The following is a 25,842-nucleotide window of genomic DNA, read 5'->3' as shown; positions in this document are numbered from 1 at the left end:
GCACGCGAACGGCCCGCCCGGAGTCCACCGGGCGGGCCGTTCGGAGCGGTGCTCAGACCAGGCTGCGCAGCACGTACTGCAGGATGCCGCCGTTGCGGTAGTAGTCGGCCTCACCGGGGGTGTCGATGCGCACGACCGCGTCGAACTCGACGGTCTGCTTGCCCTCGGGCGAGTGCTCGCTCGGGGCGGCCGTCACGTGCACGGTCTTCGGCGTCGTGCCCGCGTTGAGCTCCTCCAGGCCCGAGATCGAGACGATCTCGGTGCCGTCGAGGCCCAGCGACTCCCAGCTCTCGCCTTGCGGGAACTGCAGCGGCACGACGCCCATGCCGATCAGGTTCGAACGGTGGATGCGCTCGAAGCTCTCGGTGATGACGGCCTTGACGCCGAGCAGCGAGGTGCCCTTGGCGGCCCAGTCGCGCGACGAGCCCGAGCCGTACTCCTTGCCGCCGAAGACGACGAGCGGGGTGCCCTGCTCGGCGTAGTTCTGGCAGGCGTCGTAGATGTACGACTGCGGCGCATCCGGCTTCGTGAAGTCGCGGGTGAATCCGCCCTCGACGACCTGGCCGTCGTTGACGGCGCTGACCAGCTGGTTCTTGAGACGGATGTTCGCGAACGTGCCGCGGATCATGATCTCGTGGTTGCCGCGGCGCGAGCCGTAGGAGTTGAAGTCCTTCTGCGCGACGCCGTGCTCGGTCAGGTACTGCGCGGCCGGGGTGCCGGCCTTGATGTTGCCGGCCGGACTGATGTGGTCGGTCGTCACCGAGTCGCCGAGGGTCGCCATGACGCGGGCCCCGTGGATGTCCTGCACCGGGGTGAGGTCCATGCTCATGCCGTCGAAGTACGGCGCCTTGCGCACGTAGGTCGAGTCGGCATCCCACTCGAAGACGGGGCCGCTCGGCGTGGGCAGGTTCTTCCAGCGCTCGTCGCCGTCGAAGACGGTGGCGTACTGCTTGATGAACTGCTCGCGCGAGATCGAGGCGTCGATGATCTCCTGCACCTCGGCCGTGTCGGGCCAGATGTCCTTGAGGTAGACGTCCTGGCCGTCGCTGCCCTTGCCGAGCGAGTCGGTGTCGAAGTCGAAGTTCATCGACCCGGCGAGGGCGTAGGCGACGACGAGCGGCGGCGACGCGAGGTAGTTCATCTTCACGTCGGGACTGATGCGGCCCTCGAAGTTGCGGTTGCCCGAGAGCACCGCGGTGACGGCGAGGTCGTTGTCGTTGATCGCGGCCGAGACCTCTTCGATCAGCGGACCCGAGTTGCCGATGCAGATGGTGCAGCCGTAGCCGACCGTGTAGAAGCCGACGCTCTCGAGGTCCTTGTCGAGGCCCGACTTCTCGTAGTAGTCGGTGACGACCTTCGAGCCGGGTCCGAGCGTGGTCTTGACCCAGGGCTTGCGGGTCAGACCCTTCTCGACCGCCTTGCGGGCCAGCAGGCCCGCGGCGATCATGACCGACGGGTTCGAGGTGTTGGTGCACGAGGTGATCGCCGCCAGGGTGACGGCGCCGTTGTCGAGCAGGTAGTCCTGCCCGGCGGGCGTCGTGACCTTGACCGGCTTCGACGCCGCGTGGCGCTCGCCGCTCGCCAGCAGGCCGGCGTGGGCGTGCTCGTGCTGGTGGGACACGTGGTCGTGGCTGACGGTCTCGTGCTCCACGCCGGGCGCGGTGCCGGGGTCGGAGGCCGGGAAGGTGCCCTCGACCTCGACGGTCTCGTCGGCGGCATCGGCGTAGTTGAGGATGTCCTTGCCGAACTGCGACTTCGCCTCCGACAGCAGGATGCGGTCCTGCGGGCGCTTCGGGCCGGCGATCGACGGCACGACGGTCGCCAGGTCGAGCTCGAGGTACTCGCTGAAGGCGGGCTCGTTCGCCGCGTCGTGCCAGAGCTTCTGCTCCTTGGCGTAGGCCTCGACGAGCGCGACGGCGTGCTCGTCGCGGCCGGTCAGGCGCAGGTAGTCGAGCGTGACGTCGTCAATCGGGAACATGGCGGCGGTCGAGCCGAACTCGGGGCTCATGTTACCGATCGTGGCGCGGTTGGCGAGCGGCACCGAGCCGACGCCCTCGCCGTAGAACTCGACGAACTTGCCGACCACGCCGTGCTTGCGCAGCATATCGGTGATCGTGAGGACGACGTCGGTCGCGGTGACGCCGGCGGGGATCTCGCCGGTCAGCTTGAAGCCGACGACGCGCGGGATGAGCATCGAGACGGGCTGGCCGAGCATGGCCGCCTCGGCCTCGATGCCGCCGACGCCCCAGCCGAGCACGCCGAGGCCGTTGACCATGGTGGTGTGCGAGTCGGTGCCGACGCAGGTGTCGGGGTAGGCGCGCAGCACGCCGCCGACCTGGCGGTCGTAGATGACCTTGGCCAGGTGCTCGATGTTGACCTGGTGCACGATGCCGGTTCCCGGGGGCACGACCTTGAAGTCGTCGAAGGCCGTCTGGCCCCAGCGCAGGAACTGGTAGCGCTCGCCGTTGCGCTCGTACTCGATCTCGACGTTGCGCTCGAGGGCGTTCTCGCTGCCGAAGAGGTCGGCGATGACGGAGTGGTCGATGACCATCTCGGCCGGCGAGAGCGGGTTGATCTTCTTGGGGTCGCCGCCGAGGGCGGTCACGGCCTCGCGCATGGTGGCGAGGTCGACGATGCAGGGCACGCCGGTGAAGTCCTGCATCACCACGCGTGCGGGGGTGAACTGGATCTCGGTGTCGGGCTCCGCATCCGGATCCCAGGAACCGAGGGCCTCGATCTGGGCCTTCGTGATGTTCGCGCCGTCCTCGGTGCGGAGGAGGTTCTCGAGCAGCACCTTGAGGCTGAACGGGAGCTTCTCGTGACCCGGGACGGTGTCGATGCGGAAGACCTCGTACTCGGTGTCTCCGACCTTCAATGTGCTCTTGGAACCGAAACTGTTGACCGTCGACACTGCTGTCTCCTCCGTGAACTCGCGTCCATCCTGGTCGGGCCCGGACAGCCCCGTCCAGCAAGGCAAGCCTAAGCCTCACAGGCCCCGGACGGCCTGCGGCGGACGCGTCGATTTATCTCGACATCGAGATAGTTTACACGCTCGGAGCGGCGTCCTCGTCGGCGGCGGGGCCTGTCCACGCGGCTCGCATCATGAGCCAGGTGACCCAGAGCAGGAGGGCGTAGAACGGCACGCCCATGATCAGCTTGGTCGCCGCCAGCGCCTGCGTCGCCCCCGCCAGGTACAGGGGCAGCTGCACTGCGAGACGCAGCAGGGAGAGCGCGGCCCAGAACACCGACGCGATCATCGCGACGCGCAGCTTCGCGCGATCGCGGTGCCAGTCGGAGCTGCCGACGAGCAGCCCGGCGATGAGGCCGACGATGGGGCGCCGCGCCACGATCGAGATGATCACGACGAGCGCCGTGCCGGCGTTGATCACGAAACCGGGCACGAAGTTGTTCGCCGCGTTGCCGGTGAACAGCGCGAGCGCGGCCGAGACGGCGATGCCGATCAGCCCCGCGACGGCCGTCATGACCGGCTGTCGCTGCACGGCGCGCGCGACGATCAGCAGCACCGCCAGCACGGCCGGGGCGATGACCGACGGCAGCAGCTGGTTCGTGATCGTGTAGGTCGCGAGGAACCCGACGCCCGGCAGGATCGACTCGATCAGGCCGCGGATGCCGCCCATCGCGGCGAGCAGCGCACCGGCGGTCGGCGTCTCCCCCGGCGCGACGTGGCCGAGACCCGAGCGGCGGGCGGCCTGGGCCATCGCCTCCTGGAAGGTCGGCGCGGCCCGCTCGGATGCGGACTCCGCCGCGGCCGGCTCGGATGCGGCCGCGTCGCGCTCGGTGTCGCGGTCGCCGGGCGTGCGCTCGGCGTCGGTCATCCGGCGTCGGGCTGGGCGCCGGCGGGCACGTGCAGCGGGATGAGGTCGCGCGGCGGCATCGGCTGACCGCCCCGCACGACGACGATGCTGCGGAACAGCTCCTCGATCTGCGCGCCGGCCTTCTCGTCGACCGCGCCCTTGCCGCTGATGACGCCGCGCAGGAACCAGCGCGGTCCGTCGACGCCGATGAAGCGGGCGACGCGGGTGCCGCCCTCGGCGCCGGCCGGGGCCGGGATGCGTGTCACGAGCTCGGGGCCGAGGGCGCCGTCGCGCTCTTCCACGTCGCCGCCCTGGCGACGCAGCTGCTCGGCGATCTGCTCGCGGATCTCGTGCCAGAGGCCGCTCGAGCGCGGCGCGGCGAAGGGCTGCACCTGCAGGGTCGACTCGGCGTAGTCGAGGGCGACCGCGACGACGCGCTGGCTGCCCTCCTCGACCTCGAGACGCAGGCCCAGGTCGGGACGCGGCAGGATCTTGACGCCGCCGAGGTCGACGTAGGGACGCACCGGGTTGTGCTCGCTCTCGTCGAGCGGACCCTCCTCGTCGCGGTCGTCGGGGGCCGACTTCGGCTGGTCGACGGGCGCGGCGTCGTCGCCGGCCTCGACCGTGTCGACGGCGTCGCCCGTGGCCTCGGCGCTCTCGTCCGCCGTGGTCTCGATCTCGGTCGACGCCTCCGCCTCGGCGGCGTCGGCGGCCTTGCGGCTGCGCTTGCTCATCGCTGATCTCCTGTCGTGGCGGCCTCGGTCGGGTGCGAGGCGGCCGCTGTCTCGGGCGGTGCGCCGACGGTGCCGCGCTCCGCGTAGCCGGTGGATCCGAAGCCGCCCTCGCCGCGCTCGCTGCCCGGCAGACGATCCACGGGCACGAAGCGCGCGCGGGTCACGGGCATCACGATCAGCTGGGCGATCCGGTCGCCGACCGCGACAGAATACGGCACCCGGGTGTCGGTGTTCAGGAGCGTGACGCGGATCTCGCCGCGATAGCCCGCATCCACCGTGCCCGGGCTGTTGACGATCGTGATGCCGTGCTTGGCGGCGAGGCCGCTGCGGGGCACGACGAAGGCGGCGTAGCCGTCGGGCAGGGCGATCGCGACGCCGGTGCCGATGGTCTGCCGCTCCCCCGGCGCGAGCGTCACGGGCTCGCTCGCGCGCAGGTCGGCGCCGGCGTCACCCGGATGCGCGTACTCCGGCACCTGCTCGGACACGATCAGCACTTCGCACGGCTCGCTCACGACCCCGAGGCTAGCGGGCGTCGCCGAGCGACCGCATCGCGCGCCGACAGCGCGGCGTCGCCGTCGGGACCCCCAGCCGCGGTGGTCGAGAATGGACGCCATGGAGATCTACCGCGAGCGGCTCTCGCCCACGCCGTGGCTGTTCGTCGCGACGGCGCTGCTCATCCCCGCGAGCCTGCTCGTGTTCCTGCCGATCAGCATGGTCGCCGGCGTCGTCGCCGCGGTGGTCAGCTACGGCCTGGCGGTCGTCATCCTGCTGGTCACCACGCCGCGGCTCACGGTGACCGAGACCGAGTTCGTCGCCGGCCGCGCGCGGCTCCCCCGCGAGGTGGTCGGCGAGGTGAGCGCTCATCGCGGCGCCGACGCGACGCTGCAGCGCGGTCGCGAGCTGGATGCGCGGGCCTGGCTGCTCATCCGCGGCTGGATCTCGCCCGTGGTCAAGGTGCGTCTCGTCGACGAGACCGACCCGACCCCCTACTGGCTCGTGTCGACGCGACGACCCGACGAGCTGGTCGCCGCGTTGACGGCCGCGCCCGCCGCGGCCGCGCCGGCGGACTGACCGCACCACCGCATCCCCGGGTCGGCGGATCACCCCGGGAACGACGCAGCGCCCGCAGCCAAAAGGCGGCGGGCGCTGAAGTCGTTCGTTTCGGGTGCGCTCAGGCGGCGCACTCGTGGCAGATCGGTCCGATCTTGCCCTCGTGGTCGAGCTGCGAGCGGTGCTTCACCAGGAAGCAGCTCATGCAGGTGAACTCGTCGGCCTGCGGCGGGAGCACGACGACATCGAGGTCCACGTCGGCCAGGTCCTGGCCCGCGAGCTCGAAGCTGCCCGGGTTGTCGGCGTCCTCGACGTCGACGACACCCGACATCTTGTCGGGAACGCGCTCCTGGAGGGCCTGGATCGACTCGGTCTCGTCGTCGGTCTTCCGCGGTGCGTCGTAGTCGGTTGCCATTCCCATCCATTCCAGAATCAGCCGTGCCCGGCGGCTCGGCGGCGACAGTCTGCATCATCGTCCCGGGTTTGGCAAACCGGTTCGCGGCCACCTCTCGGGACGTGGATGGAACTCGCGGCGCGCCCGCGATATTCCCCGGTTCCGGGGCCGTTCCGTGGCACTGTGGTCGCGACCATCGAGAGCGGGAGAGGGCCGTCATGCAGGAGCTGAAGGTCTCGGGTGTCGAGGACGGAGCACTGGTCGTCGTCGACAGCCAGGGAACCGAGTACCGCGTCGCGATCGACGACGCCACCGCGGCGCGCCTGCGCCGCCCGCGCCCGGCCGCCCGCGGGGACCGCAAGGTCGCTCCGCGCGAGATCCAGGCGCACATCCGCGCCGGTCTCAGCGCTGACGACGTGGCCGCGATCACGGGCGCCGACGTCGACGACGTGCGCCGCTACGAGGGTCCGGTGCTCGCCGAGCGCGAGTACATCGTCGAGTCGGCGCTCAGCGTCGCCGTGCACACCCCGCAGGACTCCGACGACGAGCGCCCGAGCTTCGGCTCGGTCATCCGCACCCGCCTGGCGGATGCCGACGCCGTCGACGAGCGCTGGACCAGCTGGAAGGACCCGGAGCAGGGCTGGGTCGTGAAGGTCGTGTTCACGGCGAACACGGTCGAGCACGACGCCCGCTGGGGCTTCGACCCGCGCCGCCGCTCGCTCTCGCCGCTCAACGCCGACGCCATCACGCTCTCGCAGCAGCAGGCCGAGACGCCGGCCCCGCTGATCCCGCGCCTGCGCGCCGTGCCGAGCGACGACACGATCGAGTCGCCGCGCTTCGACAGCAACGCCTTCCGCGTCGAGCCCGGTGTGGGCGGACCGAACGTGCAGAGCGTCGGATTCGGCCGCGGCGACCTGAACCAGACGGCCGACCTGCTCGAGGCGCTGCGCCGTCGACGCGGTGAGCGCGAGCCGCGTCCGGCCGACGAGCCCGAGTTCGAGCTGGAGCCGGAGCTGGCGTTCGAGAAGGCCCCGGCCCCGAGCATCCGCCTCGTCGAGGTGCCGCTCGACGGCCTCGACGCGCCGGAGTCGGCGGCCACGACCGGTGACGTCGACGACCTCGGCGACAGCGACGACCGGACCGCCGACTGGGATGCGCAGGCCGACGCCCACACCGAGCCCGCCGTGCAGCGCTCGCCCGAGCCGGCGGCGCCCGCCGCGGCCGCTCGGCCGACCTCGCGCCGCAGCCGCGCGGCGATGCCGAGCTGGGACGAGATCGTCTTCGGCGCCCGCACCGACGACGACTGACGACGCGGAGACCTTCGCGGCAGGCTCCGCTGCGGCAGAGCCCTAGGCGCCGCGGAACCTGAGCAGCGGCACCAGCATCTCCTCGGGCGTGGCCGATCCGTGCTGTCCGACCATGCCCCGGGCCGGTGAATCCGAGTCGCGGTAGAACGCCACCCGCGCCCGCGCGCCGACCAGCACGTCGCCGATGCGGGGCAGGATGCGCGCATCCACTCTGCCGGGTTCGCCGAAGAGCCCGCCCGCGACGGCCTCGTCGCGCGTCGCGACCCAGGCCGAGCGGCCGAGCACGCGCTGCCAGGTCGCGGCCGTCGCGGCGGCGTCGGCCGGGGGCTCGAGATGCAGCTGCAGGCAGCGCGGCTCCCCCGCGAGATGCCGCACCTCGGCGAACAGGGCCGCGTCGGGCACGACGTGCGACTCGGCCGGGATGTCGACCACGCCATGGTCGGCGGTGACCAGCAGCAGGTCGTCGGGGCCGAGCGCGCGAGCGAGCTCGCCGAGGGCGGCGTCCGCCTGCTCGAGCGCCGCGGTCCACTCCCCCGATTCCACGCCATGTCGGTGGGCGACGACATCGAGCTCGGGGATGTAGAGGTAGGCGATCAGACGCTCGTGACGGCGCAGCTCGGCCACCGCGCGGGCGGCGCGTTCCTCGATGGTCGCCGCCGGCAGGTACTCGGCGCCGCGCAGCGCGGCCTGCGTGAACCTCGAGTCGCGGTAGCGCGGCGGGGCGATCACGACGGCCGGGATGCCCGCGGCGACGGCGCGCTCGAACACGGTCGGCACGCTCTGCCAGGCCAGCGGATCGCTCTGCGCATCCCAGCCGTTCAGCAGGTTCAGCACTCGATCGTTCGCGGCATCGAGCGCCGCGTAGCCGACGAGGCCGTGCTCGCCCGGGTCGGCGCCGGTCGTCAGGGTCGTGATCATCGCGGCGGTCGTCGAGGGGAATCCGACCGAGATCGTCGAGCCGCGCGTGAATGCGGAGGCGAGACGACGGGCATGGCCGATCCGCTCGCGCAGCGCCGCAGCCCCGAGCCCGTCGACGAGCGCGACGACGATGCGCCGAGCGGGTGGCAGGCCGAGCTGCGAGGACTCGCCGAGCACCGTGGCGAGCGAATCCGGCAGCACCTCGGCAAGTCGGAACCGGGTGTCCTGACGCGCCGGTAGCATGCAGGCGATCCTATGACTCCCCCATCGAAGAGCCCCGTCACGACGGGCGACAGCAGCGGCCCCGGAGAGCGCATCGAGGACATCGACCTCGCGCTCGAGATGCAGGGCTCGTTCCTCGAATACGCCTACTCCGTCATCTACTCGCGGGCCCTGCCCGACGCGCGCGACGGGCTCAAGCCCGTGCAGCGCCGCATCCTGTTCCAGATGGGCGAGATGGGCCTGCGCCCCGAGCGCGGCCACGTCAAGAGCGCCCGTGTCGTCGGCGACGTCATGGGGCGTCTGCACCCGCACGGCGACTCCGCGATCTACGACGCGCTCGTGCGGCTCTCGCAGGACTTCGCGATGCGGGTGCCCCTCGTCGACGGCCACGGCAACTTCGGCTCGCTCGACGACGGACCCGCTGCGTCGCGCTACACCGAGGCGCGCCTGCAGGCCGCCGCGATGGCGATGATCGACGGTCTCGACGAGGACGTCGTGAACTTCGTGCCGAACTACGACAACCAGCTCGAGCAGCCCGAGGTGCTTCCGGCGGCGTACCCGAACCTGCTGGTCAACGGCACGAGCGGCATCGCGGTCGGCATGGCGACGAACATGGCGCCGCACAACCTCATCGAGGTCGTCGCGGCGGCGCGCCATCTGCTCGACAACCCCGAGGCGACGCTCGACGACCTCATGGCCTACGTGCCCGGCCCCGACCTGCCGACCGGCGGCACGATCGTCGGCCTCGACGGCATCCGCGACGCCTACGCGACCGGCCGCGGCAGCTTCAAGACGCGCGCCAAGGTCAGCATCGAGCAGCTCGGGCCGCGCCGCACCGGCCTGGTCGTGACCGAGCTGCCCTACCTCGTCGGCCCCGAGCGCGTGATCGAGAAGATCAAGGACGGCGTCGGCGCCAAGAAGATCAACGGCATCGCCGACGTCACCGACCTGACCGACCGCAAGCACGGACTGCGGCTCGTGATCGGCATCAAGACCGGCTTCAGCCCGGATGCGGTGCTCGAGCAGCTCTATCGCCTCACCCCGCTCGAAGACGGCTTCTCGATCAACAATGTCGCGCTCGTCGGCGGCGCCCCGCAGACGCTCGGCCTGCGCGAGCTGCTGCGCGTCTACCTCGACCACCGCATCGAGGTCGTCACCCGACGCTGCCGCTACCGCCTCGCGCGCAAGCAGGAGCGCCTGCACCTCGTCGACGGTCTGCTGATCGCGATCCTCGACATCGACGAGGTCATCCAGGTCATCCGCTCCTCCGACGACACGGCGCAGGCGCGCAGCCGCCTGATGGATGTGTTCGACCTCAGCCAGCTGCAGGCCGACTACATCCTCGAGCTGCAGCTGCGCCGCCTGACGAAGTTCAGTCGCATCGAGCTCGAGAAGGAGCGCGATCAGCTGCGGGCCGAGATCGCCGACCTCGAGGAGCTGCTGGCCAGCCCGGTGAAGCTGCGCGCGCTCGTCGGGCAGGAGCTCGACGAGGTCGCCGAGCGATTCGGCACACCCCGGCGCACCCTGCTGACCAATGCGCGCCCCTCGGTCGCGACGTCCGGGGCCCGCAAGGCGGCCGCCGCCGCGAGCCTCGAGATCGCCGACACGCCCTGCGTGGTGGCGCTGTCGACGACGGGCCGCGCGGTGCGCATCGACCTGCCCGACGGCGTCGACGAGATCACGCCCCCGGCCCGCCGCAGTCGGCACGACGCGATCCTGTCGACCGTGCGCACGACGACGCGCGGCGAGCTCGGCGCGATCACGTCGACGGGGCGCCTGGTGCGCTTCACCCCGATCGACCTGCCGGCCGTGCCGCCGAACTCGGTGCAGCTCGCCGCCGGCGCGAAGGTGCGCGACTACCTCGGCCTCGCCGACAAGAAGGAGCAGGTGCTCGCGATCGTGCGTCTCGACGACGAGACCCCGCTCGCGCTCGGCACCCGCGACGGCGTCGTGAAGCGCGTGATCCCGAACGCCTGGCCGAACCGACCCGAGTTCGAGGTCGTCGCGCTCAAGGGCTCCGACACGGTCGTGGGCGCCGCGCCCGCGGGCGACGACCGCGAGCTCGTGTTCGCGACCTCGGATGCGCAGCTGCTGCACTTCGGCGCCGCGAGCGTGCGACCGCAGGGCGCGGCCGCCGGCGGCATGGCGGGCATCAAGCTGTCGTCGGGCGCCGCCGTGATCTTCTTCGGCGTGGTCGACCCCGAGTCGGCGGTCGTGGTGACCGTGTCCGCGGCCAGCGAGACCCTGCTCGGCACCGACCCCGGCCGTGCCAAGGTGTCGGCGTTCTCGGAGTTCCCGGGCAAGGGCCGCGCGACCGGCGGCGTGCGCGCGCACACCTTCCTCAAGGGCGAGAGCGGCCTCGCGCTCGCCTGGGCGGGGCCGGCTCCGGCTCTGGCCGTGGGCGCCGACGGCGCTCAGCGCGCCCTGCCGGAGGCCGGCGCGCGACGCGACGCCTCGGGCACGCCGCTGGATGCCGTGATCGGGTCGGTCGGGCGCGGGCTGTAGGTCGGTCAGCGCCGCGGTCGCGGACCCCGCCGCCGGCCCGCGGCGGCACGACGGCTCGGCGGCGGGGTGCCCGGTTCGGACGTGCCGTCAGACGTGCGGCACGAACCGCATCCACGCCCGGCGCCGGTCGCCGCGCGGGTCGGACTCGATCCGATCGTCGACGTCGATGATCAGCGTGAAGCGGTCGTCCTCGTCATAGCGCGGCCAGCCCGCATCCACCTCGCCCGAATAGGCGAAGTGCAGCCAGTTCGTGCGCACGCGGCGCCCGGCGCGCTCGAAGTCGCGGGTGCCGCCCAGCGCGCCCATGAACCGGCCGAAGACGCTTGACGCCTTGTCGAACACGGCGAACAGCTCGATGCCGTGGGTCGCGTCCAATCCCAGCAGTCGGGCGAGCCGGGGCGCGAGGTCGAAGCGGTACATGTAGGTCGGCGCCACGCGCGAGTGCCCCGAGGCGGCGACGATCGAGGGGAACCAGAAGGCGTGGTCGCCGGCGAGGTCCATGGCGTCGCGCTGCCGCGGCAGGCCCGGGTACGTGCCGGTGAGCTCCTCGGCCGCGGAGGCCTCGGTGCCCGAGAGGATCGCGCGGATGCGCTCGGGCGTCGTCGCCAGGATGTCGAGCCGCCCCCGGAACAGCGAGCCCTCGCGATCGTTCGTGCCGATGATGAGCGGGATCGGCATCGAGCGACCGGCCAGGAAGGCGGCGGTCGGCCGCTCGGGCAGGAACTCGCCGTCGAGCACGGCCGACCACGCGACCGTGCCCGGCGTGCGGTCGATCGCCCCCGCGGCGAAGCGGTGCGAGGCCGTGATCCAGGCGGCGGTCGCGGCGTGGTCGAGCACCTCGACCTCGGAGCGTCCCTCGGTGACGCCCGGATGCCGCTCCTCGATCACCTCGCGCAGGATGCGCACGAAGTCAGCGGCCCACTCGGCCTGCAGCTCGCGCGAGTAGACCGCCTCGACCGGCGAGCTCTCGGCGATCGCCTTGGCGAACAGCCCGCGCGCGGCGGGCGCCGTCATGAGCGTCGTGACGACGCCCGCCCCGGCCGACTCGCCGAACAGGGTCACGTTGTCGGGATCGCCGCCGAACGCCGCGATGTTGTCGCGGATCCACTCCAGCGCGGCGACGACATCCCGGAGTCCCAGGTTCGAGTCGATCGGGCGCTCGGCCGTGCCGTAGCGGCTGAGATCGAGCCAGCCGAGGCCCGCGAGTCGGTAGTTGAGGTTGACGAAGACGACCCCTCCGTCGTGCACGAGCCCCTCGCCCTGCTCGGGCATCTCGCGCGACGAGCCCACCGCGAAGGCGCCGCCGTGCACGAACACCATGACCGGGCGCAGCTTGCCGGTCGTCGGCCGCGGCGCCATCACGTTGAGCGTGAGGCAGTCCTCGTCGTGCCCGATCGGCATCGCCGGAAGCGCCGACGGGCCGTGCGGATCCTGCGGCGCGATCGGGCCGAAGTCGACCGCGGGCCGCACTCCCGTCCACGGCGCCGGCGGCTGCGGAGCGCGCAGGCGGCGAGACCCGACCGGGGCGGCGGCATAGGGGATGCCGCGCCACATGCGCAGACCGCGCCGCACGACGCCCTCGACGACCCCGGCGGTCGTCGTGACCGTCAGGCTGCCCTCGAGTCGACTCATGCTCGGGATGCTAGGCCCGTCGTGTCGACGCCGGCTGGACGCCGACCGTGCCGCCGCCCCGTCGAGCCGACTCACGCGCGTGCCGCGATCAGGCGTCGATGCGGGCCCGGTTGAGGCCCTGCCCGGCGATGATGAAGTCCTTGCGCGGGGCGACGTCGTTGCCCATCAGCAGCTCGAAGACGTTCGCCGCCGACTCGGCGTCGGTCACCCGCACGCGGCGCAGGGTGCGGTGCGAGCGGCTCATCGTGGTCTCGGCCAGCTGGTCCGCATCCATCTCGCCCAGGCCCTTGTAGCGCTGGATCGGCTCCTGGTAGCGGCGGCCCGACTTCTTCAGCGCCGCGAGCACCGAGTGCAGCTCCGCCTCGGAGTAGGTGTAGATCACGTCGTTCGGCTTCGAGCCGTTGTTGATCGCGACCACGCGGTGCAGCGGCGGCACCGCGGCGAACACGCGCCCGTCTTCGATCATCGGCCGCATGTACCGGAAGAACAGCGTCAGCAGCAGCGTGCGGATGTGCGCGCCGTCGACGTCGGCATCGGCCATGATGATGACCTTGCCGTAGCGCGCCTGCTCGAGCTCGAAACTGCGGCCCGACCCCGCGCCGACGACCTGGATGATCGACGCGCACTCGAGGTTCGAGAGCATGTCGCTGACCGAGGCCTTCTGGGTGTTCAGGATCTTGCCGCGGATCGGCAGCAGCGCCTGGAACTCGCTGTCGCGCCCGAGCTTCGCCGTGCCGAGCGCGGAGTCGCCCTCGACGATGAACAGCTCGCTCTCGGCGACGTCGTTCGAGCGGCAGTCGACGAGCTTCGCCGGCAGCGTCGACGACTCCAGCGCGTTCTTGCGGCGCTGGGTCTCCTTGTGCGCGCGGGCCGCGATGCGGCTCTTCATCTCGGCGACGATCTTCTCGAGCACCTGCGCCGACTGCGTCTTGTCGTCGCGCTTGGTCGAGGCGAAGCGCTCGGCGAGGGCCTTGTTCACGACGTTCGCGACGATCGCGCGCACGGCCGGGGTGCCGAGTACCTCCTTGGTCTGGCCCTCGAACTGCGGCTCGGGCAGGCGCACCGTCAGCACGGCGCTCAGTCCGGCCAGGATGTCGTCCTTCTCCAGCTTGTCGGAGCCCATCTTGAGCTTGCGGGCGTTCTTCTCCGTCTCGGCGCGGAAGAACTTCATGAGCCCTTGCTCGAAGCCGGTCTGATGCGAGCCGCCCTTGGGCGTCGCGATGATGTTGACGAAGCTGCGGAACACCGTCTCGTAGCCGGTGCCCCAGCGCAGGGCGATCTCGACCTCGCACTCGCGCTGCAGCTCGGTCGGCTCCATGTGGCCGTTCGCCTGCAGCACGGGGACCGTCTCGGTGTAGGCGCCGGTTCCGGTGATGCGCCAGACGTCGGTGACCGCCGCATCCGGGGCCAGGAACTCGACGAACTCGGTGATGCCGCCCTCGAAGTGGAAGCGCTCGCGCACCGTCTCCTGACCGCGCTCGTCGCTCAGCTGGATGCCGAGGCCGGGCACCAGGAACGCCGTCTGCCGCGCGCGGCCGATCAGGTCGAGCAGCTGGAACTCGGCGTCGCGGCCGAAGATCTGCCGGTCGGCCCAGTACCGGATGCGCGTTCCCGTGACGCCCTTGGCGACCTTGCCGATGACGCGCAGCTCGCTGCCCGAGACGAACGGGGTGAACGGCGCATCCGGGGTCTTCTCGCCCTGGTCGGCGAAAGTGCCCGGCTCGCCGTGCCGGAACGACATGGCGTAGGTCTTGCCGCCGCGGTCGACCTCGACGTCGAGGCGCTCCGAGAGCGCGTTCACGACCGAGGCGCCAACGCCGTGCAGGCCGCCCGAGGCACCGTAGGAGCCGCCGCCGAACTTGCCTCCGGCGTGCAGCTTGGTGAAGACGACCTCGACGCCGGTCAGCCCCGTCTTCGGCTCGACGTCGACCGGGATGCCGCGGGCGCGGTCACGCACCTCGACGCTCGAATCGGCGTGCAGCAGCACGTCGATCTCGCTGCCGTGACCCGCGAGCGCCTCGTCGACCGAGTTGTCGATGATCTCCCAGAGGCAGTGCATGAGACCGCGCGAGTCGGTCGAGCCGATGTACATGCCGGGGCGCTTGCGCACCGCCTCGAGCCCCTCGAGAACCGAGAGATGACGGGCGGAGTAGTCGTCGGCCACGCGGATCCTTCCTGTCGCGGGTGGGGAGGCATCCGGCCCGAGGGACCTCGGGAACGACGATGCGCCGCGAACCGCAGACCAGGATAGGCGCGGCGGCGGACACCGCGCGGAAGGCGCACGGGCGCCGAGGCGGATGCGCGCCCGCGTTGCCTCCGCTTCCTCCGCCCTGAGCGAAACGAACCCGGATCGCCGGTGTTCCGAAGCACTCCTGTGGTCGAATAGACCCATCGCACCACCAGGTCACCGACCCGAGCGAGAAGGAGCACCCCATGACGCAGCTGACCGACAGCGCCATCGACGCCACTCTCACCGCCCTCGACCGCTGCGACTCGTGCGGCGCCCAGGCCTACATCCGCGTGACCCTCGCCTCGGGTGAGCTGCTCTTCTGCGCTCACCACGGTGCGAAGTTCAAGGCGAAGCTCGCCGGCCAGGCCATCGAGTGGCACGACGAGAGCGCGCGTCTGCAGGAGACCCGCTGACCAGACCTCGCGGCTGAGCCGCATCGTGCGAAGGCGCATCCCGTTCGACGGGGTGCGCCTTCGTCGTACCGCGGCGCGACGGGCTCGGTGGATGCGCGCCGATAGGCTCGGCGGGTGCTCCTGCGCCTCCGCTACCTCCTGAACCGCGCCCGTCGACTCAGCCCCGCGAACCTGCTCGGCTTCGCCGGCCGCATCGCCGCCGGCAGCGGGCGATCGCGCCTCGGCATCCTCATCGACATGCTCTGGTGCTCGGTGCGCTACGAGACCGCGTTCCAGGACTACGCGGACTGGGACTTCCACCTGCTGACCGGCGCCGAGCGCCGCACCTACATGACGCATCCGAAGTCGAACCACCTGGTCGAGCGCTACAACGCGAAGGAGTTCCGCCACACCTTCCGCGACAAGGTCGAGTTCAACGCCGCCTTCGCGCCGCACATCGGGCGCGACTGGCTCGACGTGCGCGAGTCGACGCCCGAGCAGCTGCAGGCCTTCGGCGCGAAGCACGGCCGCATCATGGCGAAGGTGCCCGACAGCCTCTCGGGTCTCGGCATCAAGTCGCACCGGGCCGACGAGATCTCCGACTGGGCGGCGTTCCGCGAGACGCTGCTGGCCGGCCGTCAGTTCCTGCTGGAGGAGTTCATCACCCAGCACCCCGACATGGCGTCGCTCGAGCCGACCAGCGTCAACTCGCTGCGCATGATCACCTTCGCCGAGAAGGGGAAGGTGACGGTGCTCGCCGCCGTGCTCAAGATGGGCAACGGCGGCGACGTCGACAACTTCTCGGGCGGCGGCATGTACACGATGCTGAACGAGCAGGGCGTGGCCGAGCATCCGGCCTTCGACGCCGCCGGCGGCACCTTCGCCGTGCACCCGCGCAGCGGCACGTCGATCGTCGGCTTCCAGGTGCCGCTCTACGCCGAGACGCTCGCGCTGCTCGACGAGGTGGCCGGGCAGGTGCCCGAGATGCCCTACATCGGCTGGGATGTCGCGATCGGCCCGGATCGCCCGATGCTGATCGAGGGCAACCCGAACTCGGGCGTCTACCAGCTGAAGCCGTCGCTGTCGGGCGTGCGCACCGGCCTGCTCCCCCGCTATCGCGAGGTCATGCACTTCTGAGCCGGAGGCTCAGGCGGTCGCGTCGGCCAGCTTGAGCCGCGCGGTGATCGCCTCGCGGGCGCGGCGCGCGTAGTCGTCGACCCGGAGGTGCTTCTCGCCGAGTGCGTAGCCCTCGATGCCACGGCGAGCGAGGGCCGTCGTGATCAGGTGGTCGGCGAGGCCGGGATTGCGCGGCAGCAGCGGGCCGTGGCTGTGGCTGCCGATCGCCGTGCCGTTCACGGCGCCGTCGAAGGCCGCCGCCGCGTCCTCGGCCGTCGTGGCTGCCCCGTTCGCCTCGCCGTGCAGCACGCGCGCGAAGGGCTGCTGCCCGGCGTCGAGCACGGCGGTCTGGGCGAGGTTCAGGTAGCCGAAGAGACGGCCGTGCGCGGCCGAGTCGAGCACGAGCGGTCCGGTGCGGTGCTCCGCGCTCGGCTCGCTGAGGCCCGCGAACAGCCCGATCCCATCCTGCTCGGCCTCGCCGTCGCCCGGGAAGCGGATGCGGCTCATCGCCAGCTGGAGTCCGCCCGCGACCGCGAGCAGCGGCACGCCGGCGGCGATCCAATCGCCCAGGCGGGCGGCCTCGGCGCGCAGGGGCGCGAGCGCGGCGCGCTGCGCGGCGAGCGTCCCGCCGCCGACCAGCACGAGGTCGGGGGTCTCGCTCGGCCAGCCGCCGGCCGGCGTCGGCTCGATGAGCTCGACGTCGAAGCCGGCCCACTCGAGGCGCTTGCGCACCGTCAGGGCGTTGCCGCTGTCGCCGTTGATGTCGAAGTGCTCGGGATAGACGTGCACGAGCCGCACGGTCGTCGCGCTCATGCGTCGTCTCCGTCCTCGGTCGTGGCGACGCTCGAACCCGATGCCGGCGCGTCGGTGCGGATCGTCTCGGTGTCGGCGTCGAACAGGCCCAGGTGGCGGCGCATGCGGCGCATCCCCTCCGCGGAGTAGAGCACGGTCTTGACGCCGCCCCCCGCAGCGGGCGCGGGCAGGGCGAAGAAGCGGTCGGTCGCGATCTCGACGTCTTCCTCGATCGCGTCGATCTCGACCTCGTCGTAGCCGAGACGCAGCGCGGCATCCCAGGCCTGCATCCCGCCGACGATCGCGGCACGGCCGACCGGCGTCCAGTCGATGAGCCAGAGCAGCGACGGGTCGGGGATGTCCTTGCCCATGACGACCGCGATCTGCGCGGTGCCCGGCTCGAGCGCATCCACGTTCACCTGCGAGGCGGTCGGGCTCTTGGCGAGCACGAACTCGGCGACCTCGCCGCGCACGCGCGCTCGCTCTCCGCGGCCGAAGACCACAGGAGCATCGGCGAGAGCGGCCGCCGCGACCTGCGGGTCGAAGCGATCGCCGAGGATCGCGCGCGCACCCTCGAGCGCGGCGGCGGAGTCGACGGCGAGGTGGATGCCGCGGCTCGGCAGCTCGACGTCCACGAGGGTCGCGGGGCCGGCGCCGTCGGCGGAGCTGAGCTCGACGGTGGCGGTGCTGCCGCCGTAGCCCACGACCACCGACTCGGCGACGGGATCGGGCATCCGCGCCTCGCCCTCGGCGAAGTCGGGAGCCGAGCCGAGGCCGTGGCGCAGCGACGACTGCACCTCGGCGGACACACCGAAGGTGCGCAGCTGCGCGCCGCGCTCCGGGAGCCGGGACACGACGCGGCGCAGCTGCGGGTCCTCGCGGTTCACCACGAGCGTGCCCGTGGTCTGACGCGCGGTGCGCTCGAGGTAGGCGGCGACCCGCTCGGGCTGACCCCAGCGGTGCACCTGGTCGACCATCACGTTGATCAGCACGGTGACCTCGGCGCGGGCCTTCTCGGTCGTCAGCGCCGAGTAGCCCTCGTCCATCTCCATCACGGCCCACTCGTGCGGGAAGCGTCCGCGCCAGTCGACGACGCGCAGCAGCTCCGAGAGCATGCCGCGGGTGATGTTGCCCGCGTACTTGTTCGTGAACAGGTCGAGGCCGTGCGCCTCGAGGATCGCGACGAGCATCTTCGTCGTGGTGCCCTTGCCGCTCGATCCGCTCACCACGACGAGGCGCGGCTGCGACAGGATGCGGCCCAGCAGGCCCGGCGAGAGGCGCTCGACGACGCGGCCCGGGATCGCCGTGGCTCCCCCGGGACGCAGCGTCAGCACGGCGCGTCGCGTGATGCGCCCGGCGGCGATCGCGACGACGTCGAGCAGACCCACTCCTACTCCAGGTAGTCGCGCAGCGACTGCGACCGCGAGGGGTGGCGCAGCTTGGCCATCGTCTTCGACTCGATCTGACGGATGCGCTCACGCGTCACGCCGAAGGTGTCGCCGATCTGGTCGAGTGTCTTCGGCATCCCGTCACCCAGGCCGAAGCGCATGCGGATCACGCCCGCCTCGCGCTCGCTGAGCGAGTCGAGAAGCGACTCGAGCTGCTTCTGCAGCATCGTGAAGCCCACCGCGTCGGCCGGCACGACCGCCTCGGTGTCCTCGATGAGGTCGCCGAACTCGCTGTCGCCGTCTTCGCCGAGCGGGGTGTGCAGCGAGATCGGCTCGCGGCCGTACTTCTGCACCTCGATGACCTTCTCGGGGGTCATGTCGAGCTCGCGGCTCAGCTCCTCGGGCGTGGGCTCGCGGCCCAGGTCCTGCAGCATCTGGCGCTGCACGCGGGCCAGCTTGTTGATGACCTCGACCATGTGCACCGGGATGCGGATGGTGCGGGCCTGGTCGGCCATGGCGCGGGTGATCGCCTGACGGATCCACCAGGTGGCGTAGGTCGAGAACTTGAAGCCCTTGGTGTAGTCGAACTTCTCGACCGCGCGGATGAGACCGAGGTTGCCCTCCTGGATCAGGTCCAGGAACTGCATGCCGCGGCCCGTGTAGCGCTTCGCGAGCGAGACGACCAGACGCAGGTTGGCGCCGAGCAGGTGGCTCTTCGCGCGCTGGCCGTCGCGGGCGACCCAGGTCAGCTCGCGGCCCAGCTGGGTGCGGTGGTCGGCCGGCGCCATGTGCGACAGCTTCTCTTCGGCGAACAGGCCCGCCTCGATGCGCATCGCCAGCTCGACCTCTTCGGCCGCGTTGAGCAGCGCGACCTTTCCGATCTGCTTGAGGTAGTCCTTGACCGGGTCGGCCGTGGCGCCGGTGATGGCGGCCGAGTAGATCGGCACCTCGTCCTCGTCGTCCGACATCGACAGACGCAGCGCGCCGGTCGGCAGCGGCTCGTCGATCGAGGTCGACTTGGAGTCGCCCTTCTCGTCGCCGTCGCTGTCGCTGTCGTCGGAGTCGTCCGAGTCGCTCGACTCGGCGCCGTCGGCGCTCTCGTCGACGTCGTCGCCGGGCTCGTTCTCGTCCTGGTCGTCGGCGTCCTCGTCGGCGGCCTTGCTGCCGCGCTTCGCGGCCGGCTTCGACGCGGCCTTCTTGGCCGCGGGCTTCGCCGTGGCGGCAGCCTTTTTCGCGGTCGTGGTCTTCTTGGGCGCCGCCGTGGTGGTGCTCGCCGCGGCAGCCGCCGACGTGACGACGGCCTCCGTCTCGACGGACTCCTGGGTGCTGCTCTCGGTGGTGGCTGCCTTGCTTCGGGTGGCCATGCGCTCCCCTTCCCGGGCTTTCTGGGCAGTACTAAGACCCTTGTCAAGCCCCGCGGCGCGAAAGCGCCGCATGATGGGTTCGACAGGGTCTGTAGCTACCGATTATCGCACAGGTGTCAGCCCGTGCGTGACGCCGCGGCGAACTTCTCTCGCTCGTCGTGCTGGAACCGGCTATCCGGAGGTGCGACCGGCGCGCCAGCGTCGGAACAGTGCAACCCACAGCGGGGCCACCTCTATTCCCGATTCCGCGTACATCCGGGCCCGCGTGCGCCGGCGAGCGACCACCAGCCCGACGATGCCGAGCGCGACGATCGCACCGGGCACGATCAGCGCGATGCGGAAGCCGTCGAAGTCGTAGAGCGACGCGGTGACACCCGCGCCATGCAGCGAGTCGAGGGTGACGCCGACCAGCAGCATGCTGACGAAGCCGCCCGTGAAGCCGCCGACGTTGACGATGCCCGAGGCCGAGCCGAAGGCGTGACTCGGGTTGAAGCTGCGGGCGACGTCGAAGCCGATGAGCGATCCGGGGCCGCCGGCCGAGACGGCGAGGAAGAAGAGCACGACCACCGGCAGGGGCGGCGTGCCGGGCCAGAGCAGCAGCACGGCCCACGCGACCGCGATCCCGGTCACGACGACGAGGATGAGCGAGCTGCGCCGCAGCGGGAAGCGCGCGATCAGGAAGCCGAACAGCGGGCCCCAGATCAGCGCGCCCACGGCGAGCAGGGACATGATCGCCGCCGCCGGACCGGGTCCGTAGCCGAGACCGGCGGTCAGCATCGGATAGCCCCAGAGGATCGCGATGACGTTCGTCGGCGTGCCGCCGATGAGGTGCACCCAGAAGCCGAGCTGCGTGCCGGGCCGGCGCAGCGAGGCGAGCAGGCGCGCGCCCATCCCACCCGTCGGCATCGGGCCGGTCAGCGGCTGCGGCTCGCCGCGGCGCACCGTCACCAGCACGACGAGACCGGCGGCGACCGAGACCCCCGCGAGCACCGAGAACGCCGGGGTCCAGCCCGCCTCGCGCAGGAGCAGCGCGAACGGCAGCGCAGACAGGATCTGACCGAGCTGGCCGACCGTGCCGATCCACTGCGAGAGCTGGGAGACGATCCGGCCCTGGAACCAGAACGGGAGGAGCCGGATGACCGACACGAAGGTGACCGCATCGCCGGCGCCCACCAGCATCCGGGCCACCAGGGCCGCGCCAAGCGAGGTCGAGAAGGCGAGCAGCAGGGTTCCGCCGGCCATCAGGGCCGCACCGAGCAGCAGCAGCGACTTCGAGCCGATGCGGTCGACGAGCACGCCGACCGGCACCTGCATGGCGGCGTAGACGACCACCTGCACGACGGCGACCGTCGAGATCGCCGAGGCGGAGACGTCGAAGCGCTCGGTCGCCGGCACGCCCGCGACGCCGAAGGAGGTGCGCTGCGTGACCGACACGAGGTAGGCGAGAACCGCTCCCCCGAGCACGATCCAGGAGCGCAGCGAGTTCACACCAGGACGCTAGCGGTGCCGGCGACGCCGATCCGCGCGTCGGCCGGGCGGCGAGGCGGCCCGCCGACCGGGGCGGCTGTCAGTCCTCGTCGGGCCGACGGGAGGCGAGGAAGCGCTCGAGCTCCGCGGCGATCGAGTCGGCGCTCGGCACCGTGCCGTCCTCCGCGACGAGCGGCGACGGCAGCGGGTTGTCCTCCATGTAGCTGTCGTGGCGCGTCTCGAGCGTCGCGACCAGCTGCTGCAGCTCATCGTTGCCGCCGACCTGCTCCTCGACCTTGGTCAGGAAGTCGCGGTTCTCCTCGCGCAGGCGGTCGGTCGGGAAGATGAGTCCGGTCGCGGCGCTGATGCTCTCCAGGCCCGCGATCGCCGCCGCCGGGTACTCCGTGTCGGCGAGGTAGTGCGGCACCAGCAGCACGAAGCCCGCCGTCGGCAGATCGGTGCTCTGCAGGTGGTGCTCGAGCACGTGCAGCACGTTCGACGGCACCTGGGTGCGCGGGCGCCAGACCGACATCGACTCGATGAGATCGGCGCGGTTGCCGCTCACGGTGACGCCGAGCGGGCGGGTGTGCGGCACGGGCATCGGGATGGCGTGCACCCAGGTCGCGCTCGCGACGCCGTAGCGCTCGATGAGCTGCGCGATCGCCGCGATGAACGACTCCCATCGGAAGTCGGGCTCGTAGCCGCTCAGCAGCAGGAAGGGCTGACCGAGCTCGTCCTCGACGAGCGACAGCGTCAGCGTCGCCGGCGTGATCTCGGAGATGTGGTCCTGGTCGAACAGCGCGACCGGTCGACGGGCGCGGTAGTCGAGCAGGATGTCGTTCTCGAACACCACCGCCTCGGTCGACTCGAGCGTGTCGCGGAAGTAGGAGGTGAGCTGGCTCACGGCGCCGCCGGAGTCGGCGAAACCGGTCAGCGCGGCGATCAGCGGGAGCCCGCGCGGCACGTCGGCGTCGGCGAGTCGGACGTCGTAGAGGTCGCGCGGATCGAGCATCCTCCGAGTCTACGGGCGGGCATCCGGGCGACGCCGGGCGGCGCCGACGTCGGCCGAACGCCGACAGCGAACACGACGCGGAGAGCGTCACCGCGCGCTGGCTAGGCTGGCCGCATGACCCTCCCCCGCCTGTCCGTCAGCACCGATTCCGTCGTCGACAGCTCCGCGGAGGTGGTGGTCGTCGGCGTCCGAGCCGGCGCCGACGGACCGGTGGCGGTCGGGTGGCCCGAGGGCACGGAGCTGGGCACCGCCGAGCTCGAGGCGATCGGCGTGGGCGGCGGCCAGGACGAGCTGACGCGCATCCCGGCCCCCACCGGTTTCTCGGCGAGCCTCGCGCTCGTCGGTCTCGGATCGAGCGATGACGTGGATGCGCTGCGCTACGCCGCCGGAGCCGCCGCGCGTCAACTGGCCGGCGTCGAGAGCATCGCGATCGCGCTGCCCGCCGACTCGGCCGAGGCGACCGCGGCGATCCTCGAGGGCGCCGCCACGGGCGCCTACGTCTTCGCGGCGCAGAAGACCTCGCCGACGCGTCCCGCCGTGCAGCAGATCACGGTGCACGGTGCCGCGTCCGACGACGCCGTCGAGCGCGCGGCCGCCCTGGCCGAGGCCGTGCACACGGTGCGCGACCTGGTCACGACGCCGCCGAACGCCCTCTATCCCGAGAGCTTCGCCGACCGCGCCCGCGAGCTCGTCGCCGGACTGCCGATCGAGATCGAGGTGCTCGACGAGGCCGCGCTCGCCGACGGCGGCTACGGCGGCATCCTCGGCGTCGGCCAGGGCTCGAGCCGCGGGCCGCGCCTCGTCGTGCTGCGCTACGCCCCCGAGGGCGCAAGCCGCCATCTCGCCCTCGTCGGCAAGGGCATCACGTTCGACTCGGGCGGCCTCTCGCTCAAGCCCGCCGGCTCGATGGTCGGCATGAAGTACGACATGACGGGGGCTGCCTCGGTGCTGGCCGCGACGATCGCCGCCGCGCGCCTCGGGCTCCTCGTGCGCATCACCACGCGCCTGTGCCTGGCCGAGAACCTGCCGTCGGGCACCGCCATCCGCCCCAACGACGTGCTCACGATCCGCGGCGGCAAGACCGTCGAGGTGCTGAACACCGATGCCGAGGGGCGCCTCGTGCTCGCCGACGGCCTGGTCGCCGCGAGCGAGGAGCAGCCCGACGCGATCGTCGACATCGCCACGCTCACGGGTGCCGCGAAGGTCGCCATGGGCGAGCGGATCGTGCCCGTCATGGGCGACGCCGAGATCGGCGAGCAGGTGCTCGCCGCCGGCGCCGCCTCGGGCGAGACCTTCTGGCGCATGCCGCTGCCGGGCGAGCTGCGGGCCGCGCTCGAGACCGACGTCGCCGACATCGCCAACGCCCGGCCCGGCAACACCGCCGGCGGGATGCTGCTCGCCGGGGTCTTCCTGCGCACCTTCATCGGTCGCCGGGAGGGCGACGACGCGGGCACGATCCCGTGGGCGCACATCGACATCGCGGGCGCCGCGAACCACACCGGCCGCGGCTTCGGCTGGACCACCAAGGGGTCGACCGGCATCGCCGTGCGCACGCTCGTGCGCCTCGCCGAGGGCTTCGCCGGCTGAGGCGGGCGCGCCCGGCCGCGCGCCGCATCCGCTCGGCTTCGTCATACTAGGGTTGAGCATCGGCAGGGAAGTCCCTGCAGACGCAGGTCGCGCATCGAGACCACCCCCATCGGCGCGACCGACATCGACGCACGAGGGAGACACTGAGTGTCCGAGCAGAACTTCGACCTTGTCGTGCTGGGAGCCGGAAGCGGTGGATACGCCGCGGCTCTGCGCGCTTCCGAGCTGGGCCAGTCCGTGGCCCTCATCGAGAAGGGCAAGGTCGGCGGCACGTGCCTGCACGTCGGCTGCATCCCGACCAAGGCGCTGCTGCACAGCGCCGAGATCGCCGACAACGCCCGCGAGTCGGCGAAGTTCGGCGTGAAGGCCGAGTTCCAGGGCATCGACATCTCCGCGGTCAAGGAGTACCGCGAGGGCATCATCGCCTCGAAGTGGAAGGGCCTGCAGGGCCTGCTCAAGGCGCGCAAGATCACGACCATCGAGGGTCACGGTCACCTGACCTCGCCGACCACCGTGCAGGTGGGCGACGACACCATCGTCGGCAAGAACGTCATCCTCGCCACCGGCTCCTACTCGCGCAGCCTCCCCGGCCTCGAGATCGGCGGCCGCGTGATCACCTCCGAGCAGGCGCTGCAGCTCGACTTCGTGCCGCAGAAGGTCGCCGTGCTCGGCGGCGGCGTCATCGGCGTCGAGTTCTCGAGCGTCTGGAAGAGCTGGGGCGCCGACGTCACGATCATCGAGGCGCTCCCCCACCTCGTGCCCAACGAGGACGAGAGCGTCAGCAAGCAGTTCGAGCGCGCGTTCCGCAAGCGCGGCATCGACTTCAAGCTCGGCACCCGCTTCCAGAGCGTGACCCAGCACGAGAACGGCGTCGTCGTGACGCTCGAGGACGGCACGACCGTCGAGGCCGAGCTGCTGCTGGTCGCCGTGGGCCGCGGCCCCGCGACCGCCGGCAACGGCTTCGAGGAGGTCGGGATCACCATGGACCGCGGCTTCGTGCTCACGGACGAGCGCCTGCGCACCAACATCCCCGGCGTCTACGCCGTCGGCGACATCGTCCCCGGCCTGCAGCTCGCCCACCGCGGCTTCCAGCAGGGCATCTTCGTGGCCGAGGAGATCGCGGGCCTCAACCCGATCGTCGTCTCCGACAGCGACATCCCGAAGGTCACCTACTCCGACCCCGAGGTCGCCTCGATCGGCCTGAGCACCGCCAAGGCCGTCGAGAAGTACGGCGAGGAGGCCGTGCAGAGCTACGACTACAACCTCGCCGGCAACGGCAAGAGCCACATCCTCGAGACCTCCGGCTCGATCAAGGTCGTGCGCGTCAAGGACGGCCCCGTCGTCGGCGTGCACATGATCGGCGCCCGCGTCGGCGAGCTGATCGGCGAGGCCCAGCTGGCCGTGAACTGGGAGGCGTACCCCGAGGACGTCGCCCCCTTCATCCACGCGCACCCGACGCAGAACGAGGCGCTCGGCGAGGCGTTCCTGGCGATCGCCGGCAAGCCGCTGCACGCGATGTGACCCGGCGCCGGAACCCCGACATAAACTTGAACTCGAACGTTCACTAAGGAGCATCAACCGATGAGCGAATCCGTCAGCCTGCCGGCACTCGGCGAGAGCGTCACCGAGGGGACGGTGACCCGGTGGCTGAAGCAGGTGGGTGACCGCGTCGAGGTCGACGAGCCCCTGCTCGAGGTCTCGACCGACAAGGTCGACACCGAGATCCCCTCGCCCGTCGCCGGCGTGATCGAGGAGATCCTCGTCGCCGAGGACGAGACCGTCGAGGTCGGCACCGCGCTGGTGCGGATCGGCGACGGCTCGGGTGGCGGCGACGCGGCTCCGGCCGCGGAGCCCGTTGCCGAAGCGCCCGCTGAGCAGCCCGCGCCCGCCGCGGAGGCCCCGGCCGAGCAGCCGGCC

At 71.5% G+C, this 25,842-nt stretch carries 21 protein-coding genes; 8 read left to right on the top strand and 13 right to left on the bottom strand.

Annotated features, from left to right (window positions below):
- Window positions 1-52: 52 nt before the first annotated feature.
- The 4 genes from FJ658_RS12280 to dut all read right to left on the bottom strand — a co-directional run bounded on the left by FJ658_RS12280 (window position 53) and on the right by dut (window position 5,061).
- Entirely contained in the window at window positions 53-2,911 is a 2,859-nt protein-coding gene (locus FJ658_RS12280; protein ID WP_141145660.1) for an aconitate hydratase, read from the bottom strand.
- 133 nt (window positions 2,912-3,044) lie between these two features.
- The gene (locus tag FJ658_RS12275; protein ID WP_141145659.1) at window positions 3,045-3,836 is read right to left on the bottom strand and encodes a DUF3159 domain-containing protein; all 792 of its coding nucleotides are present in this window, start codon (window positions 3,834-3,836) and stop codon (window positions 3,045-3,047) included.
- Window positions 3,833-4,549, bottom strand: coding sequence for a DUF3710 domain-containing protein (locus tag FJ658_RS12270; RefSeq protein WP_141145658.1), 717 nt, complete (start codon window positions 4,547-4,549; stop codon window positions 3,833-3,835). The genes FJ658_RS12275 and FJ658_RS12270 overlap by 4 nt, the downstream gene beginning before the upstream one ends.
- Window positions 4,546-5,061, bottom strand: coding sequence for a dUTP diphosphatase (gene dut, locus FJ658_RS12265; protein ID WP_181408441.1), 516 nt, complete (start codon window positions 5,059-5,061; stop codon window positions 4,546-4,548). Before dut ends, FJ658_RS12270 begins: the two co-directional genes overlap by 4 nt.
- A gap of 100 nt (window positions 5,062-5,161) precedes the next feature.
- Here dut and FJ658_RS12260 point away from each other — a divergent pair, with 100 nt between their 5' ends.
- Entirely contained in the window at window positions 5,162-5,620 is a 459-nt protein-coding gene (locus FJ658_RS12260; protein ID WP_141145656.1) for a DUF3093 domain-containing protein, read from the top strand.
- Window positions 5,621-5,720: 100 nt separating this feature from the next.
- Here the strand turns inward: FJ658_RS12260 and FJ658_RS12255 are convergent, their stop codons facing one another.
- Complete coding sequence (locus FJ658_RS12255; protein ID WP_141145881.1) at window positions 5,721-6,014, bottom strand: DUF4193 domain-containing protein; 294 nt, start codon at window positions 6,012-6,014, stop codon at window positions 5,721-5,723.
- Between the two features lie 197 nt (window positions 6,015-6,211).
- On the opposite strand from FJ658_RS12255, the gene sepH reads away from it, so the two are divergent.
- Window positions 6,212-7,300, top strand: a complete 1,089-nt coding sequence (sepH, locus tag FJ658_RS12250) for a septation protein SepH (protein ID WP_141145655.1) — start codon at window positions 6,212-6,214, stop codon at window positions 7,298-7,300.
- Between the two features lie 42 nt (window positions 7,301-7,342).
- Here sepH and FJ658_RS12245 read toward each other — a convergent pair whose 3' ends face one another.
- Entirely contained in the window at window positions 7,343-8,461 is a 1,119-nt protein-coding gene (locus FJ658_RS12245) for an alkaline phosphatase family protein (protein ID WP_141145654.1), read from the bottom strand.
- A 12-nt stretch (window positions 8,462-8,473) separates the two neighbouring features.
- Between FJ658_RS12245 and FJ658_RS12240 the strand changes: the two genes are divergently transcribed.
- Window positions 8,474-10,945 (top strand): DNA topoisomerase (ATP-hydrolyzing) subunit A, encoded by a 2,472-nt coding sequence (locus FJ658_RS12240; protein WP_141145653.1) that lies wholly within the window; start codon window positions 8,474-8,476, stop codon window positions 10,943-10,945.
- A gap of 87 nt (window positions 10,946-11,032) precedes the next feature.
- Here the strand turns inward: FJ658_RS12240 and FJ658_RS12235 are convergent, their stop codons facing one another.
- Together FJ658_RS12235 and FJ658_RS12230 are read right to left on the bottom strand one after the other, a co-directional pair.
- Window positions 11,033-12,577, bottom strand: coding sequence for a carboxylesterase/lipase family protein (locus tag FJ658_RS12235; protein WP_141145652.1), 1,545 nt, complete (start codon window positions 12,575-12,577; stop codon window positions 11,033-11,035).
- 88 nt (window positions 12,578-12,665) lie between these two features.
- Window positions 12,666-14,741, bottom strand: a complete 2,076-nt coding sequence (locus FJ658_RS12230; RefSeq protein ID WP_141145651.1) for a type IIA DNA topoisomerase subunit B — start codon at window positions 14,739-14,741, stop codon at window positions 12,666-12,668.
- Between the two features lie 269 nt (window positions 14,742-15,010).
- Here FJ658_RS12230 and FJ658_RS12225 point away from each other — a divergent pair, with 269 nt between their 5' ends.
- Window positions 15,011-15,220 (top strand): hypothetical protein, encoded by a 210-nt coding sequence (locus FJ658_RS12225; RefSeq protein ID WP_141145650.1) that lies wholly within the window; start codon window positions 15,011-15,013, stop codon window positions 15,218-15,220.
- A 114-nt stretch (window positions 15,221-15,334) separates the two neighbouring features.
- Entirely contained in the window at window positions 15,335-16,336 is a 1,002-nt protein-coding gene (locus FJ658_RS12220) for a sugar-transfer associated ATP-grasp domain-containing protein (RefSeq protein WP_141145649.1), read from the top strand.
- Window positions 16,337-16,345: 9 nt separating this feature from the next.
- Here the strand turns inward: FJ658_RS12220 and FJ658_RS12215 are convergent, their stop codons facing one another.
- The 5 genes from FJ658_RS12215 to FJ658_RS12195 all read right to left on the bottom strand — a co-directional run bounded on the left by FJ658_RS12215 (window position 16,346) and on the right by FJ658_RS12195 (window position 22,338).
- Complete coding sequence (locus FJ658_RS12215) at window positions 16,346-17,128, bottom strand: type 1 glutamine amidotransferase (protein ID WP_141145648.1); 783 nt, start codon at window positions 17,126-17,128, stop codon at window positions 16,346-16,348.
- Window positions 17,125-18,495, bottom strand: coding sequence for a Mur ligase family protein (locus FJ658_RS12210; RefSeq protein WP_141145647.1), 1,371 nt, complete (start codon window positions 18,493-18,495; stop codon window positions 17,125-17,127). The genes FJ658_RS12215 and FJ658_RS12210 overlap by 4 nt, the downstream gene beginning before the upstream one ends.
- Window positions 18,496-18,497: 2 nt before the next feature.
- A complete protein-coding gene (locus FJ658_RS12205) occupies window positions 18,498-19,859 on the bottom strand; it encodes an RNA polymerase sigma factor (protein ID WP_370454795.1) in 1,362 nt (453 codons plus the stop codon).
- Between the two features lie 171 nt (window positions 19,860-20,030).
- Window positions 20,031-21,347: a nitrate/nitrite transporter gene (locus FJ658_RS12200; protein WP_141145645.1), complete on the bottom strand. Its 1,317-nt coding sequence runs from the start codon at window positions 21,345-21,347 to the stop codon at window positions 20,031-20,033.
- Between the two features lie 79 nt (window positions 21,348-21,426).
- Entirely contained in the window at window positions 21,427-22,338 is a 912-nt protein-coding gene (locus FJ658_RS12195; RefSeq protein WP_141145644.1) for a proteasome assembly chaperone family protein, read from the bottom strand.
- A 114-nt stretch (window positions 22,339-22,452) separates the two neighbouring features.
- Here FJ658_RS12195 and FJ658_RS12190 point away from each other — a divergent pair, with 114 nt between their 5' ends.
- From FJ658_RS12190 to FJ658_RS12180, 3 genes are all read left to right on the top strand, one after another.
- The gene (locus FJ658_RS12190) at window positions 22,453-23,925 is read left to right on the top strand and encodes a leucyl aminopeptidase (protein WP_141145643.1); all 1,473 of its coding nucleotides are present in this window, start codon (window positions 22,453-22,455) and stop codon (window positions 23,923-23,925) included.
- A gap of 147 nt (window positions 23,926-24,072) precedes the next feature.
- Window positions 24,073-25,446, top strand: coding sequence for a dihydrolipoyl dehydrogenase (gene lpdA, locus FJ658_RS12185; RefSeq protein WP_141145642.1), 1,374 nt, complete (start codon window positions 24,073-24,075; stop codon window positions 25,444-25,446).
- Between the two features lie 60 nt (window positions 25,447-25,506).
- On the top strand, window positions 25,507-25,842 hold a 336-nt coding region (locus tag FJ658_RS12180), incomplete at its 3' end, for a biotin/lipoyl-containing protein (protein WP_305004298.1).

The organism is Schumannella sp. 10F1B-5-1 (genome assembly GCF_006517535.1).
Lineage (GTDB): Bacteria > Actinomycetota > Actinomycetes > Actinomycetales > Microbacteriaceae > Schumannella.
Note: the sequence above shows the minus strand (reverse complement) of the source record. Positions and strands in the feature narration are given on the sequence as shown.

Coding starts and splice junctions, on each gene's coding strand:
- FJ658_RS12245 (WP_141145654.1), bottom strand. CDS start 8,461: ATGCTACCGGCGCGTCAGGACACCCGGTTCCGACTTGCCGAGGTGCTG.
- FJ658_RS12260 (WP_141145656.1), top strand. CDS start 5,162: ATGGAGATCTACCGCGAGCGGCTCTCGCCCACGCCGTGGCTGTTCGTC.
- FJ658_RS12275 (WP_141145659.1), bottom strand. CDS start 3,836: ATGACCGACGCCGAGCGCACGCCCGGCGACCGCGACACCGAGCGCGAC.
- FJ658_RS12225 (WP_141145650.1), top strand. CDS start 15,011: ATGACGCAGCTGACCGACAGCGCCATCGACGCCACTCTCACCGCCCTC.
- FJ658_RS12270 (WP_141145658.1), bottom strand. CDS start 4,549: ATGAGCAAGCGCAGCCGCAAGGCCGCCGACGCCGCCGAGGCGGAGGCG.
- FJ658_RS12240 (WP_141145653.1), top strand. CDS start 8,474: ATGACTCCCCCATCGAAGAGCCCCGTCACGACGGGCGACAGCAGCGGC.
- sepH (WP_141145655.1), top strand. CDS start 6,212: ATGCAGGAGCTGAAGGTCTCGGGTGTCGAGGACGGAGCACTGGTCGTC.
- FJ658_RS12255 (WP_141145881.1), bottom strand. CDS start 6,014: ATGGCAACCGACTACGACGCACCGCGGAAGACCGACGACGAGACCGAG.
- FJ658_RS12215 (WP_141145648.1), bottom strand. CDS start 17,128: ATGAGCGCGACGACCGTGCGGCTCGTGCACGTCTATCCCGAGCACTTC.
- FJ658_RS12205 (WP_370454795.1), bottom strand. CDS start 19,859: ATGGCCACCCGAAGCAAGGCAGCCACCACCGAGAGCAGCACCCAGGAG.
- FJ658_RS12235 (WP_141145652.1), bottom strand. CDS start 12,577: ATGAGTCGACTCGAGGGCAGCCTGACGGTCACGACGACCGCCGGGGTC.
- FJ658_RS12190 (WP_141145643.1), top strand. CDS start 22,453: ATGACCCTCCCCCGCCTGTCCGTCAGCACCGATTCCGTCGTCGACAGC.
- FJ658_RS12195 (WP_141145644.1), bottom strand. CDS start 22,338: ATGCTCGATCCGCGCGACCTCTACGACGTCCGACTCGCCGACGCCGAC.